Below are 18,068 nucleotides of genomic sequence, written 5' to 3'. Positions count from 1 at the left end.
TGAGCGCATGACAGAGCAAATGTTGATTGGTGTTGACTTAGGTGGTACAACCACAAAATTAGCATTTATGAATCATTACGGAGAGATTTCTCATAAATGGGAAATCCCAACGGATAACACAAATGAAGGAAAAAACATAACGACAAATATTGCAAAAGCGATAGACGAAAAAATTAAAGAGCTGCATCTAACTAAGAACCAATTTGTCGGAATTGGAATGGGCGCTCCTGGTCCAGTTAATCTACAAACAGGTGTTGTTTACAACACTGTTAACCTTGGTTGGAAAGATCATTACCCGTTAAAGGATCTACTCGAAATGGAAACATCCTTACCAGCCGTAATTGATAACGATGCAAATTGTGCAGCATTAGGTGAAATGTGGAAAGGTGCTGGAGACGGTGCTAAGGATCTAGTTTGTGTGACCCTCGGAACGGGTGTTGGTGGAGGCGTAATTACGAATGGAGATATTGTTCAAGGGATAAGTGGCGCAGCAGGGGAAATTGGTCACATTACTGCCATCCCAGAAGGTGGAACTCCTTGTAATTGCGGAAAAACGGGTTGTTTAGAAACAATAGCCTCAGCTACTGGAATTGTTCGTCTGGCAGTAGAGAAACTCAAGCAAGGGGTAGAGTCTGCATCAGAACTAGCTAGTATCTATTCTGAGCTTGGGCATGTATCAGCAAAGGATGTTTTTGATACGGCTAGAGAAGGTGATCCCATTTCAACGGCTGTAATTAAAGAAGTGGCTTCATATTTAGGACTTGCGTTAGCGAATATTGCAAACACACTTAATCCAGAAAAAATTGTGTTAGGTGGGGGAGTATCTAAAGCTGGGGATATCCTATTAACGCCAGTAAAGCAAAAATTTCAAACCTATGCATTCCCTCGTGTTGCTCAATCAACAGAAATTGAGTTAGCAACTTTAGGAAACGATGCAGGTGTAATTGGAGCGGCTTGGCTGATTAAACATAAAGGATCTAACTCAACTTTAAATAGCTAATGGTGAAATAAGCCAATTTAAATGGATCTTCGAGTAGGTGAAATGTCCTCCTTGAAGGTCTTTTTTTTATTGGATGAGAGGTATAAATTTATCAATTGTTGATAAGTGCTTCAATATCCAGCTCAAGGGCCTAGCCCCTTGAGGCCATAAGCCAATATTAATTGGAAGGCAAAGAACGTCTTCCATTCTTACCTGTCATACGTTCCCTGGCATGACCAAGGCGCACTACGTTTTTCTCTGGATTAATTTAACATGTATGAGCTCTAACGTTTCTAAGTCTATAGACCGATTTTTATAAAAATGGACAAACATGAAACTTTTTTATGACTTAATCGTCTAATATTATGTATGTGTTGTGTAACGGCATTATATAATTCTATAACTTTAATATTAAATGAAGTTTGATTTTTAATTAAAAAAGTATTAAGATAGTGGATGATTATTTTGTTTTTACTAAAAATGTAAAGATTTTATGAACAATCCATGTCTGTTTTATGTAACAGGAGGGCAAATAAATGGGGAAAATTAAATGGTCAAAACCATCGTTGCTTGCGATAGCAATCATATTGCTTTGGCTGAAAACTTACATCGTCTATAAAACTAGCTTTGATATTAAAATTGAAAACTGGAGACAGGAATTTATCTTATTCCTCAATCCGCTTAGCTTTCTAATGTTTGTCTTAGGGATTGGCTTATTGCTGAATGAGAAAAAGCAAAAGCGATATATCATGATCTCGAGCTTCTTCATATCAGCGATACTATTCGCTAATGTTGTTTTTTACCGATTCTTTAACGACTTCTTAACCATTCCAGTGCTCTTTCAAACGAGCAACATGGCTGACTTAGGAAGTAGTGTAAATGAACTTGTTCAAGTAAAAGATCTACTTTACTTCGTAGACTTTTTCTTCATCGCATTAGTTATGTATGTTAGACCACAGCTACTGAAATATCGCCAAATGGCCAAAACAAATCGCAGAGCCTATTTTCTTGTAGCGATTGCGATTGCCTTTTTAAACCTAGGCTTAGCTGAAACAGAACGTCCACAGTTATTAACAAGAACTTTCGACAGAGAGATGTTAGTTAAAAATATTGGAACATATAACTATCATATTTATGATGTTTTCTTACAATCAAAGTCATCTGCACAAAGGGCACTTGCTGATGGTAGTGAATTAGTTGATATCGATAACTATATTCGAGCAAACTACAAAAAGCCGAATGATGAAATGTTTGGAATTGCGAAAGATAAGAACGTGATATTAATTACGATGGAGTCTACCCAAAACTTCGTCATTAACGAGACAGTCAATGGGCAAGAGATTACTCCTTTCTTAAATGATTTTATTAAAGATAGCTATTATTTCGAGAATTTTTATCACCAAACGGGCCAAGGAAAAACATCTGATTCAGAATTCTTAGTTGAAAATTCTTTATATCCATTAAGTCGTGGAGCTGTATTCTTTACTCATTCAGGAAATGAATTTAATGCAACACCTGAAATTTTAGATAAAAATGGCTATTACACAGCATCCTTACATGCAAATAATAAAAGCTTCTGGAATCGCGATATCATGTATAAATCATTAGGTTATGAGCGTTTCTACGAGATTAACGATTATGAAGTGAATGAAGAAAATTCTGTAGGATGGGGTTTAAAGGACATTGATTTCTTTGAGCAGTCCATTCAACACTTGAAGGAAATGCCTCAACCGTTCTATTCGAAATTTATTTCATTAACTAATCACTTCCCGTTTGAATTAGGGGAGGAAGATTCATTTATCGATCCGTATACTTCGGATGATAAAACAGTAAATAATTACTTCCCGACGGTTCGCTATACTGATGAGGCATTGAAGTTGTTCGTTCAACGACTTAAGGACGAAGGACTTTATGAAGATTCGATTATTATCATTTATGGAGATCACTATGGAATTTCTGAGAACCATAATATAGCAATGGGTGAGTTTCTAGGCACAGAAGTTACACCATTTGTAAGCACTCAACTACAGCGTGTCCCATTAATCATTCATATTCCAGGTCAAGAAGGACAAACAATATCTAAGGTTGCAGGACAGATTGATCTTAAACCGACGATACTTCATTTACTAGGAATTGATACGAAAAAGAACATTGAGTTCGGTGCAGATCTATTCTCTGAAGATAAACTTGACTTTACGGTTCTTCGTGATGGCAGTTTTATCACAAAGGATTATGTATACACACGTGATATTTGTTATGACAAGCAAACAGGTGAACCAACAGATAAAAATGCATGTGAACCATACATGGAAAATGCGAAAAACGAATTAGAGTACTCAGATAAGATTGTTTACGGTGACTTATTGCGATTCTATGAAAATGCAGATTACCGGAAAAACAATTAAAGCAGAAGCCTGTGCAAAATGCACAGGCTTATTTATTTTGTTTTTTTCTTTAAGAACATGATATGGGGCATTTGCAAATTTGAAAAAAGAAAAAAATGAAAATGAGTTATTCAATTACAAGCTAAGGGAAATTACGTAAATGTAATAAGAACCTTCTCGGATATACCATGCCTATTAGAAAAAGATTTTCTCATCTTGGGGTAGGGGGGATTCGAAGCATTTTTTGTTAGAACCTTTCATACATATATGTGATGAGAGGGGGAGAATGATGAAAATCACAGTAAGGTCTGGAGACTCTCTATGGTATTATAGTCAACTATTTATGGTACCAGTGAACCTAATTATTGACTCAAATCCAAACGTGAATCCAACGTTATTACAAATTGGAACGCAGGTGAACATACCTGGTTTTATCGAACAAACATACACGATTAAGAAGGAAGATACATTTTGGAAGCTTGCCAAATCTCGAAATTTATCCATTGATGCGTTGCTTCTTCTAAATCAAGCGCTCAATCCCAATCAATTACAGGTAGGCTCAATAATCGTGCTGCCTAAACGGGTAATTACACCTGTTGTAGAGGGAAGAAAGCGGTATGATTTTGAGGCGTTAATGGAGGATCTATCTGAAATTCAAACCATTTACCCGTTTATTCGTGTTCATCCTATTGGAGAGAGCGTAATGGGGAAACCAATACAGGAAATTCGTTTGGGTAATGGAAACAAAAAGGTGCAGTTTAATGCAGCATTTCATGCAAATGAGTGGATTACAACTCCCATTTTAATGACCCTTTTAAATACATTGCTGTTGTCTTTGACGAATAGTTCAGCAATTCGAGGGCTATCCACGATGCCACTTTATAATTCAGTTGATCTATCAATTGTACCAATGGTAAACCCAGACGGTGTCAATTTAGTACTGAACGGGCCACCAGAAGAAAGAAAGGAAGCCCTCCTTAAAATTAACAAAGGAAGTATGGACTTTACCGAATGGAAGGCAAATATCAGAGGAGTCGATCTTAATAATCAATATCCTGCTAAATGGGAAATCGAGAAAGAACGAAAGGAGCCTAAATCCCCAGCACCTAGAGATTTCCCAGGAAACGCTCCATTAACAGAACCAGAAGCAATTGCGATGGCAGAGCTAGCGAGAAATCATCTCTTCGACCGTATGCTAGCATTTCATACACAAGGAGAAGAGTTTTATTGGGGATATGAAGGGTTAGAGCCACCTGAATCAAGTATGCTAGCAAAGGAATTTTCACGCGTAAGTGGCTATGAATCCATTCAATATGTGGATAGTTACGCTGGCTATAAAGATTGGTTCATTAAAGAGTTTCAAAAAGCAGGGTTCACGGTCGAACTAGGTAAAGGAATCAATCCATTGCCATTGTCACAGTTTGATGAAATATATGAAGAAGTATTAGGAATGTTCCTAGCAGCCATTTATCTATAAAAATTCCTCAAATAGTCTTGTATTTCACAAGGACACAGATTAAAATAAATGAACGGAAAGATGGAAAGAATAATATTGTCAAGTGAATGTAGTAGAGTCTATCTTGGATGGTATTTAATTTTCTTATTCGAAAAAAGCCGGTATATTCGGCTTTTTTCCTATTTATAACAGAATACATTCATACTATTTACAATCAACATAATTTTTGTAAAATAAATGAAACATTTTTGTCATATATTTCGTATAATTTAATGGGACATATGGGGGGGGAAGAGGATGCAGACGATGAAACACAGAGCTAGAAGTATTCGAGTAAATTATTTGTTTGGTTTGATTGCTGTAGTATTCTTCCTCTTTTTATCTGGATGTGCAAAAGATAAGTCTCCTTCCTTAAATGGCTATACACATCATGATTCAGATTCATTAGTAAAGCAATTCGTATCCGCATCATTTACTGGGCAAGAATTTATTGCGCCAATTAGAGTGGATCATGGAAGAATTGAAGCTATAGCAGGATGGCTGACAGATGATCAACTCGTGTACAGTACGAGCAAGCAAACGGGTGGTGTCGTTCTTACATACCAATTAACTTCAGGGAAAAGCGAAGTAATTTATGAGAGCCCGAATCCAATTGTGTCAATTAAAATTAGTCCTTCTAAGGAGAAAGTGTTAATCTATACAGCACCATCTACATACGAAGGGAAGATGGTAATTCTTAGTCGAGATGGAGAGGTACTATTTAAAGGAAATATTGCTACATATGATATATCTTTTGAATGGAACCCTTACGATGAAAATCAGCTATTAATCTCAACCTATACAGAAAACTGGGAGCATGAATCTCATCTTCTAAACATAAAAGACGAGAAGATGAATAAAGTGGAGTTGACGGAACCTTTTGCCAATTGGTTGAATCAAGAAGAACTTTTCTACTTAAATTGGCAAGATGAGTCAAGCTCATTATTTGCTCCTCTAGTGAAAAGAGGGCTAACGGGTCAAGATGAAACAGTTCTATTCGATCAGGTGTTCCGCCTTATGTCATATATCAACTTGTATACTACGATAACAGTTGATAATCAGCAATCGGACCAAGCTATTTATACGTTTTATCGTCACCCTAAAGAGAAAATAGCATCTTACACAGCTCCTCATTTAACGCGATTTTCTGATTGGCTAGTGCCATTCCACGATTACAATGAATCAAAGAATGTATTCTTCAGCTTACAACCTCTATATAGTGGAGAATCGGACACTTACGGTGGAGGTTTTCAGCTCGTTTCTTTCGATTTGGAAGCTCAAACGACTAATACTTTGATGAGTCAACTAAATAACGAGCCCATTTCATGTTCTCCTAATGGTGAAATGTGTTTATATGGAAATTATTATGAGAAGTTAATCGACTTAAAACAGCAGAAAATTATTGAATTAATGCACTAATTTAAAATAAGTATTAATGCACTAATTTAAAATAAGATCATATTTAATGTGAAAAAGAGGCTGGGACATAAGTATTTCAGTCAATGGTATATCCGGACGTTCAGGAGTTATCTCCTTTTACTAGTTCGGGTATTTTTATTTGTTCGGAAAACAAATTTTAAAAAAATAGTGGAATGGAGCGGAAGACAATCGACTGCTAAGGGAAATAGAGGTAAGGCTGAGACACCAAAGCGCAGCGAGGATGCTTAGATTCCCACCCGCGCAAACCGAGTGTCTGCAGCGCAGGTGGAACGAACTTGTTTTTACAACCTAACTATTTTCAAAAAGTCATTGTTCGTCTTTGAAAGGGAGTCCTATAGTTATGTCCCAGCCTCTTTGATGTAGAATCATAAATAGTTAATTGTCATTTTTAAATGTAATCTCCTATTCATCGTCTGTTCATATATAGGGTATAAACTATTGATATCAATAGAGTAGGAGGGAATTGGATTTGAATTTAGCTTGGAAGGAAATGAAGCAAAGTAAAACAAAATTTTTTATATTGGGCTTAATTATATTTCTAGTTAGTTTATTAACGTTCATCATTTCAGGATTAGCAAATGGATTGTCTTATGACAATGCTGCACTCATTAAAAATCTTCCAAATGGACAATTTTTAATGATGAAAGATGCAAAGGAAAATTACACCTTATCAAGAATCGATGATCGTATTCAAGGAGATATCCTCAAAGCAGAGAATCATGCAACGGCTTTCTCCATACAGATGGGGTTAATAAATGATTCGAATGGTAAGCAGCATAGCGTGGCCTTTGTAACAGCGACAGATTCTCCATTTTTTCCTAGCGTTAGGAAAGGAGAAATCATCTTGGATCGTTCAATGGAGGATGAGGGAGTAAAACGGGGAGATGCGTTAACTAATATCCAGTTCGGAGGAGCGTTTGCTGTAACTGATTTCGTAGAAGAAAGTAAGTTTAGTCATGCACCAGTAGCATTTATTCATGCTGAGGATTTCTATAAAATCAATAAAATAGATGGGATGCAATTAATATTTGTACCAGATGATGTGTCATTAAGCATCCCTTCAGAGATCCAAGCATTCCAAAACGCGGACTTTCTAAACACGCTCACAAGCTATAGAGCTGAACAATTATCATTAAATATGATTATTTGGTTTTTAGTGATTATTACTGGGATGTTGTTTGGAATCTTTTTTTACATGATGAATATTCAAAAGGTAGGCTTATATGGAATTCTTAAAGCAATTGGTGTTAGAACTAGTGACTTATTTAGGATGATGTGGACCCAGATGATATTTATTACCTTGCTTTCTATCAGCTTTTCGGTTGCAATCAGCCAGTTAATGAACAGCTTAGTTCCAAAAGGGATGCCCTATTTATTACCTGTTGAAACAACAATTGGCTTGTCTGGTATCTTCTTTACAATTGGTTTTATAGGAGCTACGGTTTCGGGATTTCAGATAAAAAAAATTGAGCCATTACATGCAATACAACAAGTAGAGGGGTGATCGGTCAATGCTAACTCTAGAAAATATAAAAAAAACCTTTAGAAATGGAGAAATCGAGGAAGAAGTTCTTAAAGGAATAGACCTTTCATTGAATAAAGGGGAAGTGACGGCATTAATGGGTGCTTCAGGGTCTGGAAAGAGCACGCTATTAACAATAGCAGCAGGACTTCAGCCTTCTTCATATGGGCAAGTTATTTTTGAAGGGGTAAACATAGTACCAATGAATAACGAACGAGTACGAGAGATACGAGCAAAGAAATTTGGATTTGTCTTTCAATTTTCTCATCTTGTCCCATTTTTAACTGTTGAAGAGCAATTATTACTAATGCTAGAGGTGTCAGAAACAAAACTTAAGAAAAAAGCGCAATATCAAGAGGTGAACAAGCTGCTTCAGCTTGTAGAAATGGAGCATCGGAGATCCGCTTATCCTTCCTCTCTATCAGGAGGAGAAAAGCAGCGAATCGCGATTGCGCGTGCATTGATTCACAAACCAATAGTTCTCTTTGCAGATGAACCTACAGCAAGCTTAGATTCTAAAAAATCAAAGGATATAATGGTATTAATACAAAAGCTGACGAAAGAGCTTCAGATTACAACACTGATGGTTACACATGATGAAGAGATGCTCATGTATACTGATCGAATAATAAAAATGAGCGATGGACAAATTTTGTCGGACCAAGTTTCATCACATCTAGCGGACTAAGATAAGGAAAAGCATTAGATGGTTATATACAGGAGAGAATTAGCATGATAAATATATTGGCTGTAGATGATGATCAACACATTCTAACGTTCATAGAGATCCATTTGTTGAAGGAAGGCTATGAAATTTTTTCTGCGAAAGACGGCATTCAAGCACTCAGTATTCTTCAAAATGTAACATGCGATTTAGCCATTATTGACGTAATGATGCCATATATGGATGGTTATGAGCTAACGAAGAAAATTCGAAAGGAATATGACATTCCCATTATTCTCTTAACAGCTAAGGATCAAATGGAAGATAAGGAGCAAGGATTCTTAGCTGGAACAGATGATTACTTAGTAAAGCCCTTTGAACCAAAGGAACTAAGCTTTAGGATAAATGCTTTGCTACGGAGGTATGTCAAGCATTCGGCTGAAGCGATTATTCAAATTGGAAATATAATTATTAATAAAAACAGCTATGAAGTCCAAGCTGGAAATCGTACGATATTTTTACCCTTAAAAGAATTTGAATTGTTGTATTTTCTTATGTCGAATGGGCATCAGGTCTTTTCAAGAGCCCATCTAATTGAGCAAATTTGGGGAATAGATTTTGATGGGGATGAACGAACGGTAGATGTTCATATTAAACGATTACGAGAGCGGTTTTCAGGGGTTACAAATGACTTCCAAATAAAAACGGTGCGTGGAGTCGGATACTCTTTAGAGGGAAATAAAGGATGAAATCACTTTATGTGAAATTTGTAGGGGTGACGATTGTCATCATGCTTGTGAGTAGTATATTAGCTTTTTTACTGTCTAATGCGTATTATCAGCAAAAATTAAAGCCATTGAATGACCAAAAAAATACGAAAATTGCCTTATCTATTTCTACATTTCTAAAGAATCATTCTGAGATCAATATCCAAGACTATTTAGAACATACTTCCACCATAGGCTATCAAGTATATCTAGTTGATTCTGATCAAAATGAGTCTTTTTTTGGGGCAGAATTTAACCAAAAAAGTCTTAAGATTTCAACGGTCGAGGAGGTTTTAAATGGACATGTATACCATGGAATTCGAAACTTTCCAAATCAAACTTTTGTTACGGGCTTTTTTGCAAATGATCTTGAAAATACCATTGGTGTACCTCTAACGTATCAAGGTAAAAACTATGCACTCTTCATTAGACCAGATATCAAGCTTCTCTTTAACGAAATGCACTATCTATTCGGTTGGATTTTGCTGTTATCCATTTTAATAAGTATATTACTCGTCATTATTGGTACTAAGTATTTAGTCCAGCCTATATCTAAACTCACAAAGGCTACTAAATTATTGGCAGACGGACAGTTTAGGGTAGATATATCTGTAAACCGCCAGGACGAATTAGGTGAACTGGCCCGTAGCTTTGTAAGCATGTCGAACAAACTAGAGAAGACGGATGAGATGAGAAAGGAGTTTATTTCAAATATCTCTCACGATATCCAATCTCCGCTTTCCAATATTCAAGGATATACGAACCTCTTGGAGAATGATTCGATAAGCAAAGAGCAAAGACAACAGTTTCTTTCTATAATAAAAGGGGAGTCGAAGAGACTCTCTATTTTAACGAAGCAACTGTTAATGCTAGCTTCCCTTGATCGAAATGAAAAAATTTTGGACAAAAGATGCGTGAATATTAGTTCGCAATTGAGAGAATTAGCTTATATGTATCAATGGGCGATAAATGAGAAAGGCATTATGTTAAGCTGCTCTTTACCAAAAGTAGAAATCGTTGGTGACCCTGCTTTACTTAATGCAGTTTGGGATAATTTGTTATCTAATGCGATAAAATACAATGACCTAAATGGGAATATTGACATTTCAATAGAGCATAATGGCGAATGGGTTTCTGTAACCTTTGAAGATACGGGAATTGGCATGAGGCCTTCCGAATTAGATAGGATTTTTGACCGCTTTTATCGAGCGGATATGGCACGTACTCGAACGGTTGAGGGCTCTGGCTTAGGATTGTCGATAGTGTCTACTATCGTTCATTTACATAATGGGAAAATGAGTGTGAAAAGTAGAGAACAGGAAGGCTCTACTTTTGTAGTAGAGCTACCGATTAAATAAGAAAGGGCTGCTTTGACAAGCAAATAAACATCATACTGGACAGCATCAGAGTCCTTTAATATGATGTTTCATATAGGAAAAATAGAAAGGCGTTGAATAGAATGGCAATCGTTGATGTAACAGTCATACCAATTGGGACGGCAACACCAAGTGTGAGCAGCTATGTAGCAGATATTCAGAGAGTATTAAAGACATATGAAGAGGGTGGAAAAATTCGCTTTCAACTAACACCGATGAATACCATAATCGAAGGGGAATTACCTGTTTTATTTGAGGTCATTCAAGCAATGCATGAAGTTCCATTTGAAAAAGGGCTAGCTCGAGTAGCGACGAATATTCGTATAGATGATCGTAGAGATATATCGCGTAAAATGGAAGAGAAGGTAGAACGAGTGAAGGATCAGTTAGGGGAACAAGAGTAAAGCAGGATTGCATACGATTAACTCCAATAAACATGAATATATAGTAAATAAAAAAGCTCAGAGGCCTCTGAGCTTTTATGCGTTATTCTGTGGTATTTTAGTGCACTGCAGGGAAACCGTGGTTAAGAACGGTCATAACTGTGAACCAGCCGAAAACAACACATGTTCCAGCTCCAAAGACAATTCCTAGAATGTTTTTGTTTTTAAGCGCAGTTAAAGTCCCATAGCCTGCTAGTAGTGTAACTAAAGCAAAGATAATCATTAATCCCATTATTACGCCCCCTTTTATGTGTAGATCAATTAGCTTCAATCAATTCATAAATCAGGTAGAATTGTACCTGTATGTAATACCTAATGTTTACATTCGTATTTTATTTTATATTTTTTTCGGCATTTTGTCGAGGTCTAAAAATGACACTTCTATGTCATATGCCGAAGCAATTCTTGGGATTAACTCTTTTAGGTGCCTATCGATAAAATAAATGGCTATTGCTCCTTCTATTGTAGTATATACTACATGCTCTTCCATTTGATAGATAGCCATTGAACTACCATCTGTTTCTCCTTTGATAATTGTAAAGGCTTCTAGCAGCTCGATATAGAGATATACATCCCCCTTACTAACAAAACCATAATCGGTGAACGACTCTCCAGGATGCCCAGGTGAGGTTTGAAAAAGAGTATGGACGTTTTCATACATATCTCCTTCCTTTAACAAATCAACTGCTATCGACCGTTCGTCTTCCTGTTCATATAGAAGAAGAGTGCCTGTTTGTTCCTTCATGCATGTATGGTTCTGTAGTAACTGAAGATATTCAGGAATTTCTAGAAGAAGGGGGTCGTCCTCTTGTTAACGAACGCAATTTTGCGTTGGTGGAGAAATCGGCATTTTTGCTTATCAAACTTATTTTTGAACACGAAACCTTTTGTTCACCTTTCAAAAACTCTTTGAAGTTCAATGTTTCTGTACGATTCACAACAGTTGTCGCATTAAGTAGAAGTCTTTTCATGTTGTTCTCTCCTTTGGTTTTTGATTTTTTGAAGGAGGATATGACATACAAGTTGTTGGGTTTTCGCTATTGTTTGTTCGTATCGTGGACCTTTAATGATTGTTACTTTCATAGGAATTCCTCCATTTGAAGGTATGGATGTTTCATCCACCCTTTTGTACTTTTTCATTATCTAACCTATTAGAAAGTGAGGTGTGTTTATATGACGCCAAGTAAAGAAGCTGCTAGAAAATTTTATGAGATTGCAGCGAAAGTAGCGTTAAGAATCGCTAAAGAAGGGGTGGAGTCAGGATTTCGCGGATTTACAACGGTAAGAATGCAAACCCAGTTATATCAAGGGTTACAGGGATTGTATCAATAGGATCTAATATTGATACTTAATATATTTTGCGTCAAATAAAGCTTGCTAGTGAGTGTCTCGTATGACTTGTCTCAAAAGTCTTATCTTTGTTAAATTCTTCATTTTTAACGCTGCAAACAGCTTACCGTTGTAAATCCGCATTTTCGGGACACTACCCCTGTAATTGAAAAAAAGCACCTTATTTAAGAATGTACATGGGTTTGCTAGGAATCTTCCTAAAAACGCATCTTCATTTCAAATAGGGTGCTATCTTCATGATCAGGTTATATTGGATTAATGAAAACTTACAATTAAATTATTTTAATACAGTATGGTAATTAATAACTAATAATTCCTATATTTAAGATAGCATTTTCTGAAATCCAAGAGCCACTTCTCTTAATACGAGTATTCTTTTTACCATTATTTGAATTGTAATAATGAACTTGAATCTCCTCTTGATTGTGTTTATAAGTCTCTTTTTCTTTTACTTTTACATAGTATGAATAGCGATAACGTGTTGCATCATACCAACCATTTAAAGAGGTTGTAAGACGTGCATTTGCAAAACTAACTCCAAGAGATCCTAATAATGTGGCAATTGCCACAATAGCAGAACCCCAAATACTCGTAATTGCTGTAGCTACTACTGAAATTGCCACATCCCTAGCGAAGTCAAACATGTACTTTTGAATAAGGGTTTTATCACTCTTACCATATAAGTATCCAGTTAAGTTTAATACACTATTATGTTTTACAGCAATAGTATGATAGGGTCTTGGAAGAGTATAGCTTGCTAAAGAAAATGTTGGTTCAGCTTCAGAAATTGTTTCTTGGGTAACTTCATCATCTACATGGTGAGGATGTAGATTATACTCTTCACTAACAGTACCCGGTTTTACGAAATCGTTTACATTATAATTTTTCTTAAGCTTTTTTTCTTTAAGTTTAACCTTACCTTTTTTAGCTTTCTTATCTTTATTATTACTTGTTTCTACTTCAAAAAGTTGGTTATACGTTATCTCATCTGAATATCCTTCACCTTCTTTGACCCTCGAAGAGTAATCTATAAGAACATTGTTAAGATAAGTGTTAACTCTAAATTCTTCATCTGTAATAACGTATTCTAACTTAGTTTCATTACCGTCTTCATCATAAAATACTTCAGTATGACCATTCTCGATGTTTGGTTCTACGACTGTTTCCTCTGCCGAAGCATTAATTGTGATGCTACTTGAGAAAATAGTAAGATTGCTGCTGTTAAAATAAGGATAAAATAATGTTTCATTTAACCACTCCTATATATATAATTTAGGTAATACCAGAAATGAGGTGAATAAATGCGAATAAGTAGATTAACTTTTTCAATACTAATAATCGTTATTCTTGGGCAAGGATTACTATTAATCTATACCTATAATCAGCCAAAAGGAACTATCTCACTCTTTCAGGATATGAATCATAGTGAATATAAAGATTTCATGGATCTACTCACTGATGAATATAAAGAAACCTTCTCTGAAGGTGAATATCAAACTCTTAAATCCATTTTAGATAAGGAAACCCCGTATGAAATGAGTGAATATTCACTCATTAAAACAAAGGAAAATTGGATTCTAGTAAAAAAGTCGCCTGATGGCAGGAACTATATTTCAAATATTAAGGTACTGAATCAAGATGGGATTGAACAACTAGAAGATATACTTGAATAGTATTTATATTCAGATGAATTAAACTACATTTCAAAGTTTAACATAGATTGCTTCATATGCAACGGAAATTTGGTTTTATTTTTCCAGATTTGTAATTTCATAGGAATCTAAATTACGTAGAACCTTGATTTAATATAAAAGGAAAGCTTATTAGTGGCCTTATGTACGTTAGCTATGAAAAAGGAATCAGAAAAATTGATAAGAATACATCGAATACAATCATCAAGTATTTAATACTTCTGTAGAGGCTTTACCGGGGTGGAGTCAGGATTTCGCGGATTGTATCAATAGGATCTAATATTGATACTTAATATATTTTGCGTCAAATAAAGCTTGCTAGTGAGTGTCTCGTATGACTTGTCTCAAAAGTCTTATCTTTGTTAAATTCTTCATTTTTAACGCTGCAAACAGCTTACCGTTGTAAATCCGCATTTTCGGGACACTACCCCAAGAACAGCAAGCTAAAAAAGATAAATAATTCGGAGGGTCCCTCTCCCCCAGGCCCCCTCTCCCTTTCCACTCGACTTCGCCTCCTTCCTTTTGTTGGCCAAAAACTACTTCAACAGGGTTGGTTTCAACTGCATAAATTTTATTCATTTCATTCTCCTCTTAATACTTGTCTATATATAGTGTAAAATAGAATCAGTTACCCATCAAATGGATTTGGAGGTGTCAAAGGGATGAACTGGGAGCAAATGCCGTTAGGGCCATTACAAACAAATTGCTATATCATATCGAATCGCGCAAAAGTATGCCTAATCGTCGACCCTGGTGGGGAAGGTGCAAGGCTTATTAATCATTTGCAAAAAAGAAACCTAAAGCCACAAGCCATTCTTCTTACGCATGCTCATTTTGATCATATTGGAGCAGTTGATGATGTTAGAAATCATTATAATATCCCTGTATATGTACATGAAAAAGAAGCTAGCTGGTTAATGGACCCAGCCTTAAATGGCTCACACTATTTTTTAACTAGCAATGCCATACAAATGAACAAAGCTGATCAGCTGTTTGTGAAGGAAGAAATGAAGACAGTTGGAGATTTCACATTTCAAATCTTATATACACCTGGACATTCCCCAGGAAGTGTTTCTTTTTATTTTTCCGAGGGAGAATTTGTCGTAGCAGGCGATGCTTTATTTAATGGGAGTATAGGACGGACAGATCTACCTGGGGGAAATCATCAGCAATTGCTAACTAGCATTCATGAGAAATTATTAAGTTTACCTGAGGATACCCATGTTTTACCTGGCCATGGACTTACAACTACGATTATCGATGAAATGGACTCAAATCCATTTCTAAATGGATTTTAAGTATCATAATAGAAAAACCCTTCTCCAATGAGAAGGGTTTTTCTGGGGGATGTTCTATTCATATAATGGGAGGGGATATAGTTAAGCTACTACCCTAACAATATAATAAAGTAAACACTATGTCAATGATGAAAAACTAATTTGTAGGTGGAAAAATGAAAAACAAAATGATGGACTATATCTATAGTCAGCCATCTAAACGAATTACCTATTCAGACTATATGGGGATGGCACTATATGACCCTGATGAGGGCTATTATATGAAAAGAAAAGAAAAGATCGGCCGTAATGGTGATTTTATTACGACTAGTAATGTTGCCGATATTTATGGTCAACTGCTTGCTAAATGGGTAGCTAAGCTTGTTGTAAAGTCAAACCTACCCCTAGCATTTTGTGAAGTTGGGGGCGGCAACGGTCGCTTTGCCAAAGCCTTCTTGCAAGAATGGAGTAAGCAATCATCTAAACAACTCAACTACTACATAGTAGAAGAAAGTCCATACCATAGAGAGTTGCAGCTTGAAGAACTGAAAGAATATATTAGTTCTGTAAAGCAGATCAGAAGCTTAGCCGAGCTCACCCCATTTAATGGGATCATTTTTTCTAATGAATTATTTGATGCGTTACCTGTGCATGTAATTGAAAAAAATGGTGAGATGTTAGAAGAAGTGATGATTACAGTTTCTGGAGCAGAATTGAGTGAAATAAACGTACCTCTTGAGAACGAGAAGATTTTGAAATACTTAGAGAATCATGAGCTGACACTATCTAATCATCAACGGATAGAAATCCCTTTAGCTATGGAAATGATGATGGAGCAAATGTCAAATGTACTGGAAACAGGCATTGTGTTAACAGTTGATTATGGGTATACAAACGAAGAATGGTGTGAGCCAGCTCGAAAGAAAGGAAGTCTTAGAGGCTATTACAAGCATCAATTAATAGAGGATGTACTTCAGAATCCTGGAGAGATGGATCTAACTAGCCATGTTCATTTTGATGCGTTCATTCAGCTAGGAGAAGAGAAAGGGCTTTCTCTAATAAAAAAACTGAGGCAGGATGAGTTTTTTCTTAAAATTGGGATATTAGAAGAGCTTCAAGAAAATTACGATCCGAATCCATTTTCAGAGAAGAGTAAGCGAAATCGAGCGATTAGGAGCTTAGTGGTCCCTTCAAGCATGAGCAATTCTTTTCATGTGATTGTTCAGCATCGCGGGCTATCGTGGTTAATGGATGACATCATTGTTTAGGAAGCGATTTGATAAATTGGGTTTTCAACAGGCGGAAGTAACTGAGCTTTTCAAAAAGGATCGATTTCACGTAGCTTTCCCAAAACAAGAGAAGCCGAGGATACTCTCCTCACACCTCGCGGCTAGCGAGTATCCTGAAGCGGAAAACTGCCCATGTTTCAAAAGCAAAATGATAAGAAAACACCTAAAATAAAAAAGCGATGAACCTATGTTCATCGCTTTTTTATTAACCATCACATTGTATCTTAGTGACCTGCACCTGGGACCATCATAAATGTTGTCCAGTACGTAAAGCCAACAAAGAAAACCGTTAAGTATGCACCAAAAACATAAATATACATACGTTCGGAAAGCTTTAAGTAGCTTAAAAGCAGGAAAAATCCTGTTTGACCGAAGAAAATTAATGATGTAGTATACATGTCGCCTAAAAAGAACATAACAGCGAAAATTCCCGTCCAGAATCCTAGCACTCTGTACATACGATCCATATGTATCCCTCCTTTTACCCTACAGTCCATCACTACATATTATAAATTAAACCTAATCCAAAAGTAAATAACAGTTTGTAGCTACTTTGTGACGGTTACCTGGTAAGAACAGGAATTACAGCCGCTTATCATATTTTCCTTCTCGATTAATTCAGCTGAATCAAACAGTGAATCAAACATCCCTTTTAAAAACTGGAAATGCATGTTGCATACGGATTCTGTATGATCTTTTGCTAATTCCTTGAATGGACAGTTGAAAATTTGGAAATAGATCTTTGAATGATCTTCATTGATTTCAAACTCAGGATAGAATCCAGCAATTGTAGCGGCATTTTTCATGATGTTTAATTTTTGTTCAAATGTCATTTCATTAGCTGAATCTGGCAAACGTTTTACTTCTTGAGTAATGATTTCACTCCCAAATTTCTTCCCTGTTGTATACAATGCTTTTTTTCCTTCCTCACCAAATGCGAGCATGGATTCAATAGCAATTTTGGAAAGAAGCTGATAGTCCCTAAATGGAAAGCTTAATTGAATGACATCATCGGATAAGCGGTAAAGTCGACTTGGTCGACCACCCTTTCCTGTTTTTTTTGTTTCTGATACTAACATGTTCACGTCTTCTAGCTTAGATAAATGAAGTCTAGCTACATTTGGATGAATGTTAAATTGGTCAGCAATTTCTTGAACTGTTACTTCTTGATGTCTGTTAGAAATGTATTGATATATGTAATAACGTGTTGGATCGGATAATACATTTGTTATTTTTAATGTTTGCTCCATTTGAGTTCACCTCGAACCGTTGAATTAGTTCCATTATAATACAGCGGAAATAGGTTAACACTGTAATCACTATAAGTTTAGAAAATGTTCACATTTAGACGAACAAATAATTAAACAAATAACTATACAAACGTTATACAA

At 36.0% G+C, this 18,068-nt stretch carries 20 protein-coding genes; 13 read left to right on the top strand and 7 right to left on the bottom strand.

From position 1 onward, the window contains the following. Positions 1–7: 7 nt before the first annotated feature. The 9 genes from LS684_RS14480 (at position 8) to LS684_RS14440 (ending at position 11,031) form a co-directional block, all read left to right on the top strand. Positions 8–1,000 (top strand): ROK family glucokinase, encoded by a 993-nt coding sequence (locus LS684_RS14480; RefSeq protein ID WP_233806978.1) that lies wholly within the window; start codon positions 8–10, stop codon positions 998–1,000. A gap of 515 nt (positions 1,001–1,515) precedes the next feature. Next, complete coding sequence (locus LS684_RS14475) at positions 1,516–3,384, top strand: LTA synthase family protein (RefSeq protein WP_233806975.1); 1,869 nt, start codon at positions 1,516–1,518, stop codon at positions 3,382–3,384. A gap of 268 nt (positions 3,385–3,652) precedes the next feature. After that, positions 3,653–4,840 carry a M14 family metallopeptidase gene (locus LS684_RS14470; RefSeq protein WP_233811669.1) on the top strand — a complete coding sequence of 396 codons (1,188 nt, stop codon included), beginning with the start codon at positions 3,653–3,655 and terminating at the stop codon, positions 4,838–4,840. A gap of 276 nt (positions 4,841–5,116) precedes the next feature. Further along, positions 5,117–6,277, top strand: coding sequence for a YqgU-like beta propeller domain-containing protein (locus LS684_RS14465; RefSeq protein WP_233806973.1), 1,161 nt, complete (start codon positions 5,117–5,119; stop codon positions 6,275–6,277). A 490-nt stretch (positions 6,278–6,767) separates the two neighbouring features. Then, positions 6,768–7,802 (top strand): FtsX-like permease family protein, encoded by a 1,035-nt coding sequence (locus LS684_RS14460; RefSeq protein ID WP_233806971.1) that lies wholly within the window; start codon positions 6,768–6,770, stop codon positions 7,800–7,802. Between the two features lie 7 nt (positions 7,803–7,809). After that, positions 7,810–8,508 (top strand): ABC transporter ATP-binding protein, encoded by a 699-nt coding sequence (locus LS684_RS14455; RefSeq protein WP_233806969.1) that lies wholly within the window; start codon positions 7,810–7,812, stop codon positions 8,506–8,508. A gap of 44 nt (positions 8,509–8,552) precedes the next feature. Next, positions 8,553–9,233: a response regulator transcription factor gene (locus LS684_RS14450; RefSeq protein ID WP_233806967.1), complete on the top strand. Its 681-nt coding sequence runs from the start codon at positions 8,553–8,555 to the stop codon at positions 9,231–9,233. Then, positions 9,230–10,609 (top strand): sensor histidine kinase, encoded by a 1,380-nt coding sequence (locus LS684_RS14445; protein WP_233806965.1) that lies wholly within the window; start codon positions 9,230–9,232, stop codon positions 10,607–10,609. Before LS684_RS14450 ends, LS684_RS14445 begins: the two co-directional genes overlap by 4 nt. 101 nt (positions 10,610–10,710) lie before the next feature. Next, the gene (locus LS684_RS14440) at positions 10,711–11,031 is read left to right on the top strand and encodes an MTH1187 family thiamine-binding protein (RefSeq protein WP_233806963.1); all 321 of its coding nucleotides are present in this window, start codon (positions 10,711–10,713) and stop codon (positions 11,029–11,031) included. A gap of 97 nt (positions 11,032–11,128) precedes the next feature. Here LS684_RS14440 and LS684_RS14435 read toward each other — a convergent pair whose 3' ends face one another. The 3 genes from LS684_RS14435 to LS684_RS24145 all read right to left on the bottom strand — a co-directional run bounded on the left by LS684_RS14435 (position 11,129) and on the right by LS684_RS24145 (position 12,153). Then, the gene (locus LS684_RS14435; RefSeq protein WP_233806961.1) at positions 11,129–11,302 is read right to left on the bottom strand and encodes a DUF2759 domain-containing protein; all 174 of its coding nucleotides are present in this window, start codon (positions 11,300–11,302) and stop codon (positions 11,129–11,131) included. Between the two features lie 105 nt (positions 11,303–11,407). After that, entirely contained in the window at positions 11,408–11,815 is a 408-nt protein-coding gene (locus LS684_RS14430) for a hypothetical protein (RefSeq protein ID WP_233806959.1), read from the bottom strand. Positions 11,816–12,021: 206 nt separating this feature from the next. Beyond that, positions 12,022–12,153 carry a hypothetical protein gene (locus LS684_RS24145; RefSeq protein WP_267930271.1) on the bottom strand — a complete coding sequence of 44 codons (132 nt, stop codon included), beginning with the start codon at positions 12,151–12,153 and terminating at the stop codon, positions 12,022–12,024. A gap of 90 nt (positions 12,154–12,243) precedes the next feature. On the opposite strand from LS684_RS24145, the gene LS684_RS14425 reads away from it, so the two are divergent. Beyond that, positions 12,244–12,402, top strand: a complete 159-nt coding sequence (locus tag LS684_RS14425; protein ID WP_233806957.1) for a hypothetical protein — start codon at positions 12,244–12,246, stop codon at positions 12,400–12,402. Positions 12,403–12,719: 317 nt separating this feature from the next. On the opposite strand, the gene LS684_RS14420 is transcribed toward LS684_RS14425, so the two are convergent. Then, complete coding sequence (locus LS684_RS14420) at positions 12,720–13,043, bottom strand: hypothetical protein (protein ID WP_233806955.1); 324 nt, start codon at positions 13,041–13,043, stop codon at positions 12,720–12,722. A 678-nt stretch (positions 13,044–13,721) separates the two neighbouring features. Between LS684_RS14420 and LS684_RS14415 the strand changes: the two genes are divergently transcribed. Then, positions 13,722–14,093, top strand: coding sequence for a hypothetical protein (locus tag LS684_RS14415; RefSeq protein WP_233806953.1), 372 nt, complete (start codon positions 13,722–13,724; stop codon positions 14,091–14,093). Positions 14,094–14,429: 336 nt separating this feature from the next. Here LS684_RS14415 and LS684_RS14410 read toward each other — a convergent pair whose 3' ends face one another. Beyond that, entirely contained in the window at positions 14,430–14,690 is a 261-nt protein-coding gene (locus tag LS684_RS14410) for a hypothetical protein (protein ID WP_233806950.1), read from the bottom strand. Between the two features lie 83 nt (positions 14,691–14,773). On the opposite strand from LS684_RS14410, the gene LS684_RS14405 reads away from it, so the two are divergent. Together LS684_RS14405 and LS684_RS14400 are read left to right on the top strand one after the other, a co-directional pair. After that, positions 14,774–15,409 carry an MBL fold metallo-hydrolase gene (locus tag LS684_RS14405; protein WP_233806948.1) on the top strand — a complete coding sequence of 212 codons (636 nt, stop codon included), beginning with the start codon at positions 14,774–14,776 and terminating at the stop codon, positions 15,407–15,409. A 155-nt stretch (positions 15,410–15,564) separates the two neighbouring features. Continuing rightward, positions 15,565–16,656: a class I SAM-dependent methyltransferase gene (locus LS684_RS14400; RefSeq protein ID WP_233806946.1), complete on the top strand. Its 1,092-nt coding sequence runs from the start codon at positions 15,565–15,567 to the stop codon at positions 16,654–16,656. Between the two features lie 245 nt (positions 16,657–16,901). Here the strand turns inward: LS684_RS14400 and LS684_RS14395 are convergent, their stop codons facing one another. Next, positions 16,902–17,144: a DUF2626 domain-containing protein gene (locus tag LS684_RS14395; RefSeq protein ID WP_233806944.1), complete on the bottom strand. Its 243-nt coding sequence runs from the start codon at positions 17,142–17,144 to the stop codon at positions 16,902–16,904. Between the two features lie 81 nt (positions 17,145–17,225). Beyond that, positions 17,226–17,927 carry a helix-turn-helix transcriptional regulator gene (locus tag LS684_RS14390; RefSeq protein WP_233806942.1) on the bottom strand — a complete coding sequence of 234 codons (702 nt, stop codon included), beginning with the start codon at positions 17,925–17,927 and terminating at the stop codon, positions 17,226–17,228. Positions 17,928–18,068: the final 141 nt, after the last annotated feature.

Source organism: Cytobacillus spongiae, assembly GCF_021390075.1.
The sequence above is the reverse complement of the archived record's forward strand: the minus strand, read 5'-3'. Positions and strand labels throughout refer to the sequence as shown.

Coding starts and splice junctions, on each gene's coding strand:
- LS684_RS14465 (WP_233806973.1), top strand. CDS start 5,117: ATGCAGACGATGAAACACAGAGCTAGAAGTATTCGAGTAAATTATTTG.
- LS684_RS14405 (WP_233806948.1), top strand. CDS start 14,774: ATGAACTGGGAGCAAATGCCGTTAGGGCCATTACAAACAAATTGCTAT.
- LS684_RS14450 (WP_233806967.1), top strand. CDS start 8,553: ATGATAAATATATTGGCTGTAGATGATGATCAACACATTCTAACGTTC.
- LS684_RS14425 (WP_233806957.1), top strand. CDS start 12,244: ATGACGCCAAGTAAAGAAGCTGCTAGAAAATTTTATGAGATTGCAGCG.
- LS684_RS14430 (WP_233806959.1), bottom strand. CDS start 11,815: ATGAAGGAACAAACAGGCACTCTTCTTCTATATGAACAGGAAGACGAA.
- LS684_RS14455 (WP_233806969.1), top strand. CDS start 7,810: ATGCTAACTCTAGAAAATATAAAAAAAACCTTTAGAAATGGAGAAATC.
- LS684_RS14475 (WP_233806975.1), top strand. CDS start 1,516: ATGGGGAAAATTAAATGGTCAAAACCATCGTTGCTTGCGATAGCAATC.
- LS684_RS14410 (WP_233806950.1), bottom strand. CDS start 14,690: ATGAATAAAATTTATGCAGTTGAAACCAACCCTGTTGAAGTAGTTTTT.
- LS684_RS14435 (WP_233806961.1), bottom strand. CDS start 11,302: ATGGGATTAATGATTATCTTTGCTTTAGTTACACTACTAGCAGGCTAT.
- LS684_RS24145 (WP_267930271.1), bottom strand. CDS start 12,153: ATGAAAGTAACAATCATTAAAGGTCCACGATACGAACAAACAATAGCG.
- LS684_RS14400 (WP_233806946.1), top strand. CDS start 15,565: ATGAAAAACAAAATGATGGACTATATCTATAGTCAGCCATCTAAACGA.
- LS684_RS14395 (WP_233806944.1), bottom strand. CDS start 17,144: ATGGATCGTATGTACAGAGTGCTAGGATTCTGGACGGGAATTTTCGCT.
- LS684_RS14415 (WP_233806953.1), top strand. CDS start 13,722: ATGCGAATAAGTAGATTAACTTTTTCAATACTAATAATCGTTATTCTT.
- LS684_RS14445 (WP_233806965.1), top strand. CDS start 9,230: ATGAAATCACTTTATGTGAAATTTGTAGGGGTGACGATTGTCATCATG.
- LS684_RS14440 (WP_233806963.1), top strand. CDS start 10,711: ATGGCAATCGTTGATGTAACAGTCATACCAATTGGGACGGCAACACCA.
- LS684_RS14390 (WP_233806942.1), bottom strand. CDS start 17,927: ATGGAGCAAACATTAAAAATAACAAATGTATTATCCGATCCAACACGT.
- LS684_RS14480 (WP_233806978.1), top strand. CDS start 8: ATGACAGAGCAAATGTTGATTGGTGTTGACTTAGGTGGTACAACCACA.
- LS684_RS14470 (WP_233811669.1), top strand. CDS start 3,653: ATGAAAATCACAGTAAGGTCTGGAGACTCTCTATGGTATTATAGTCAA.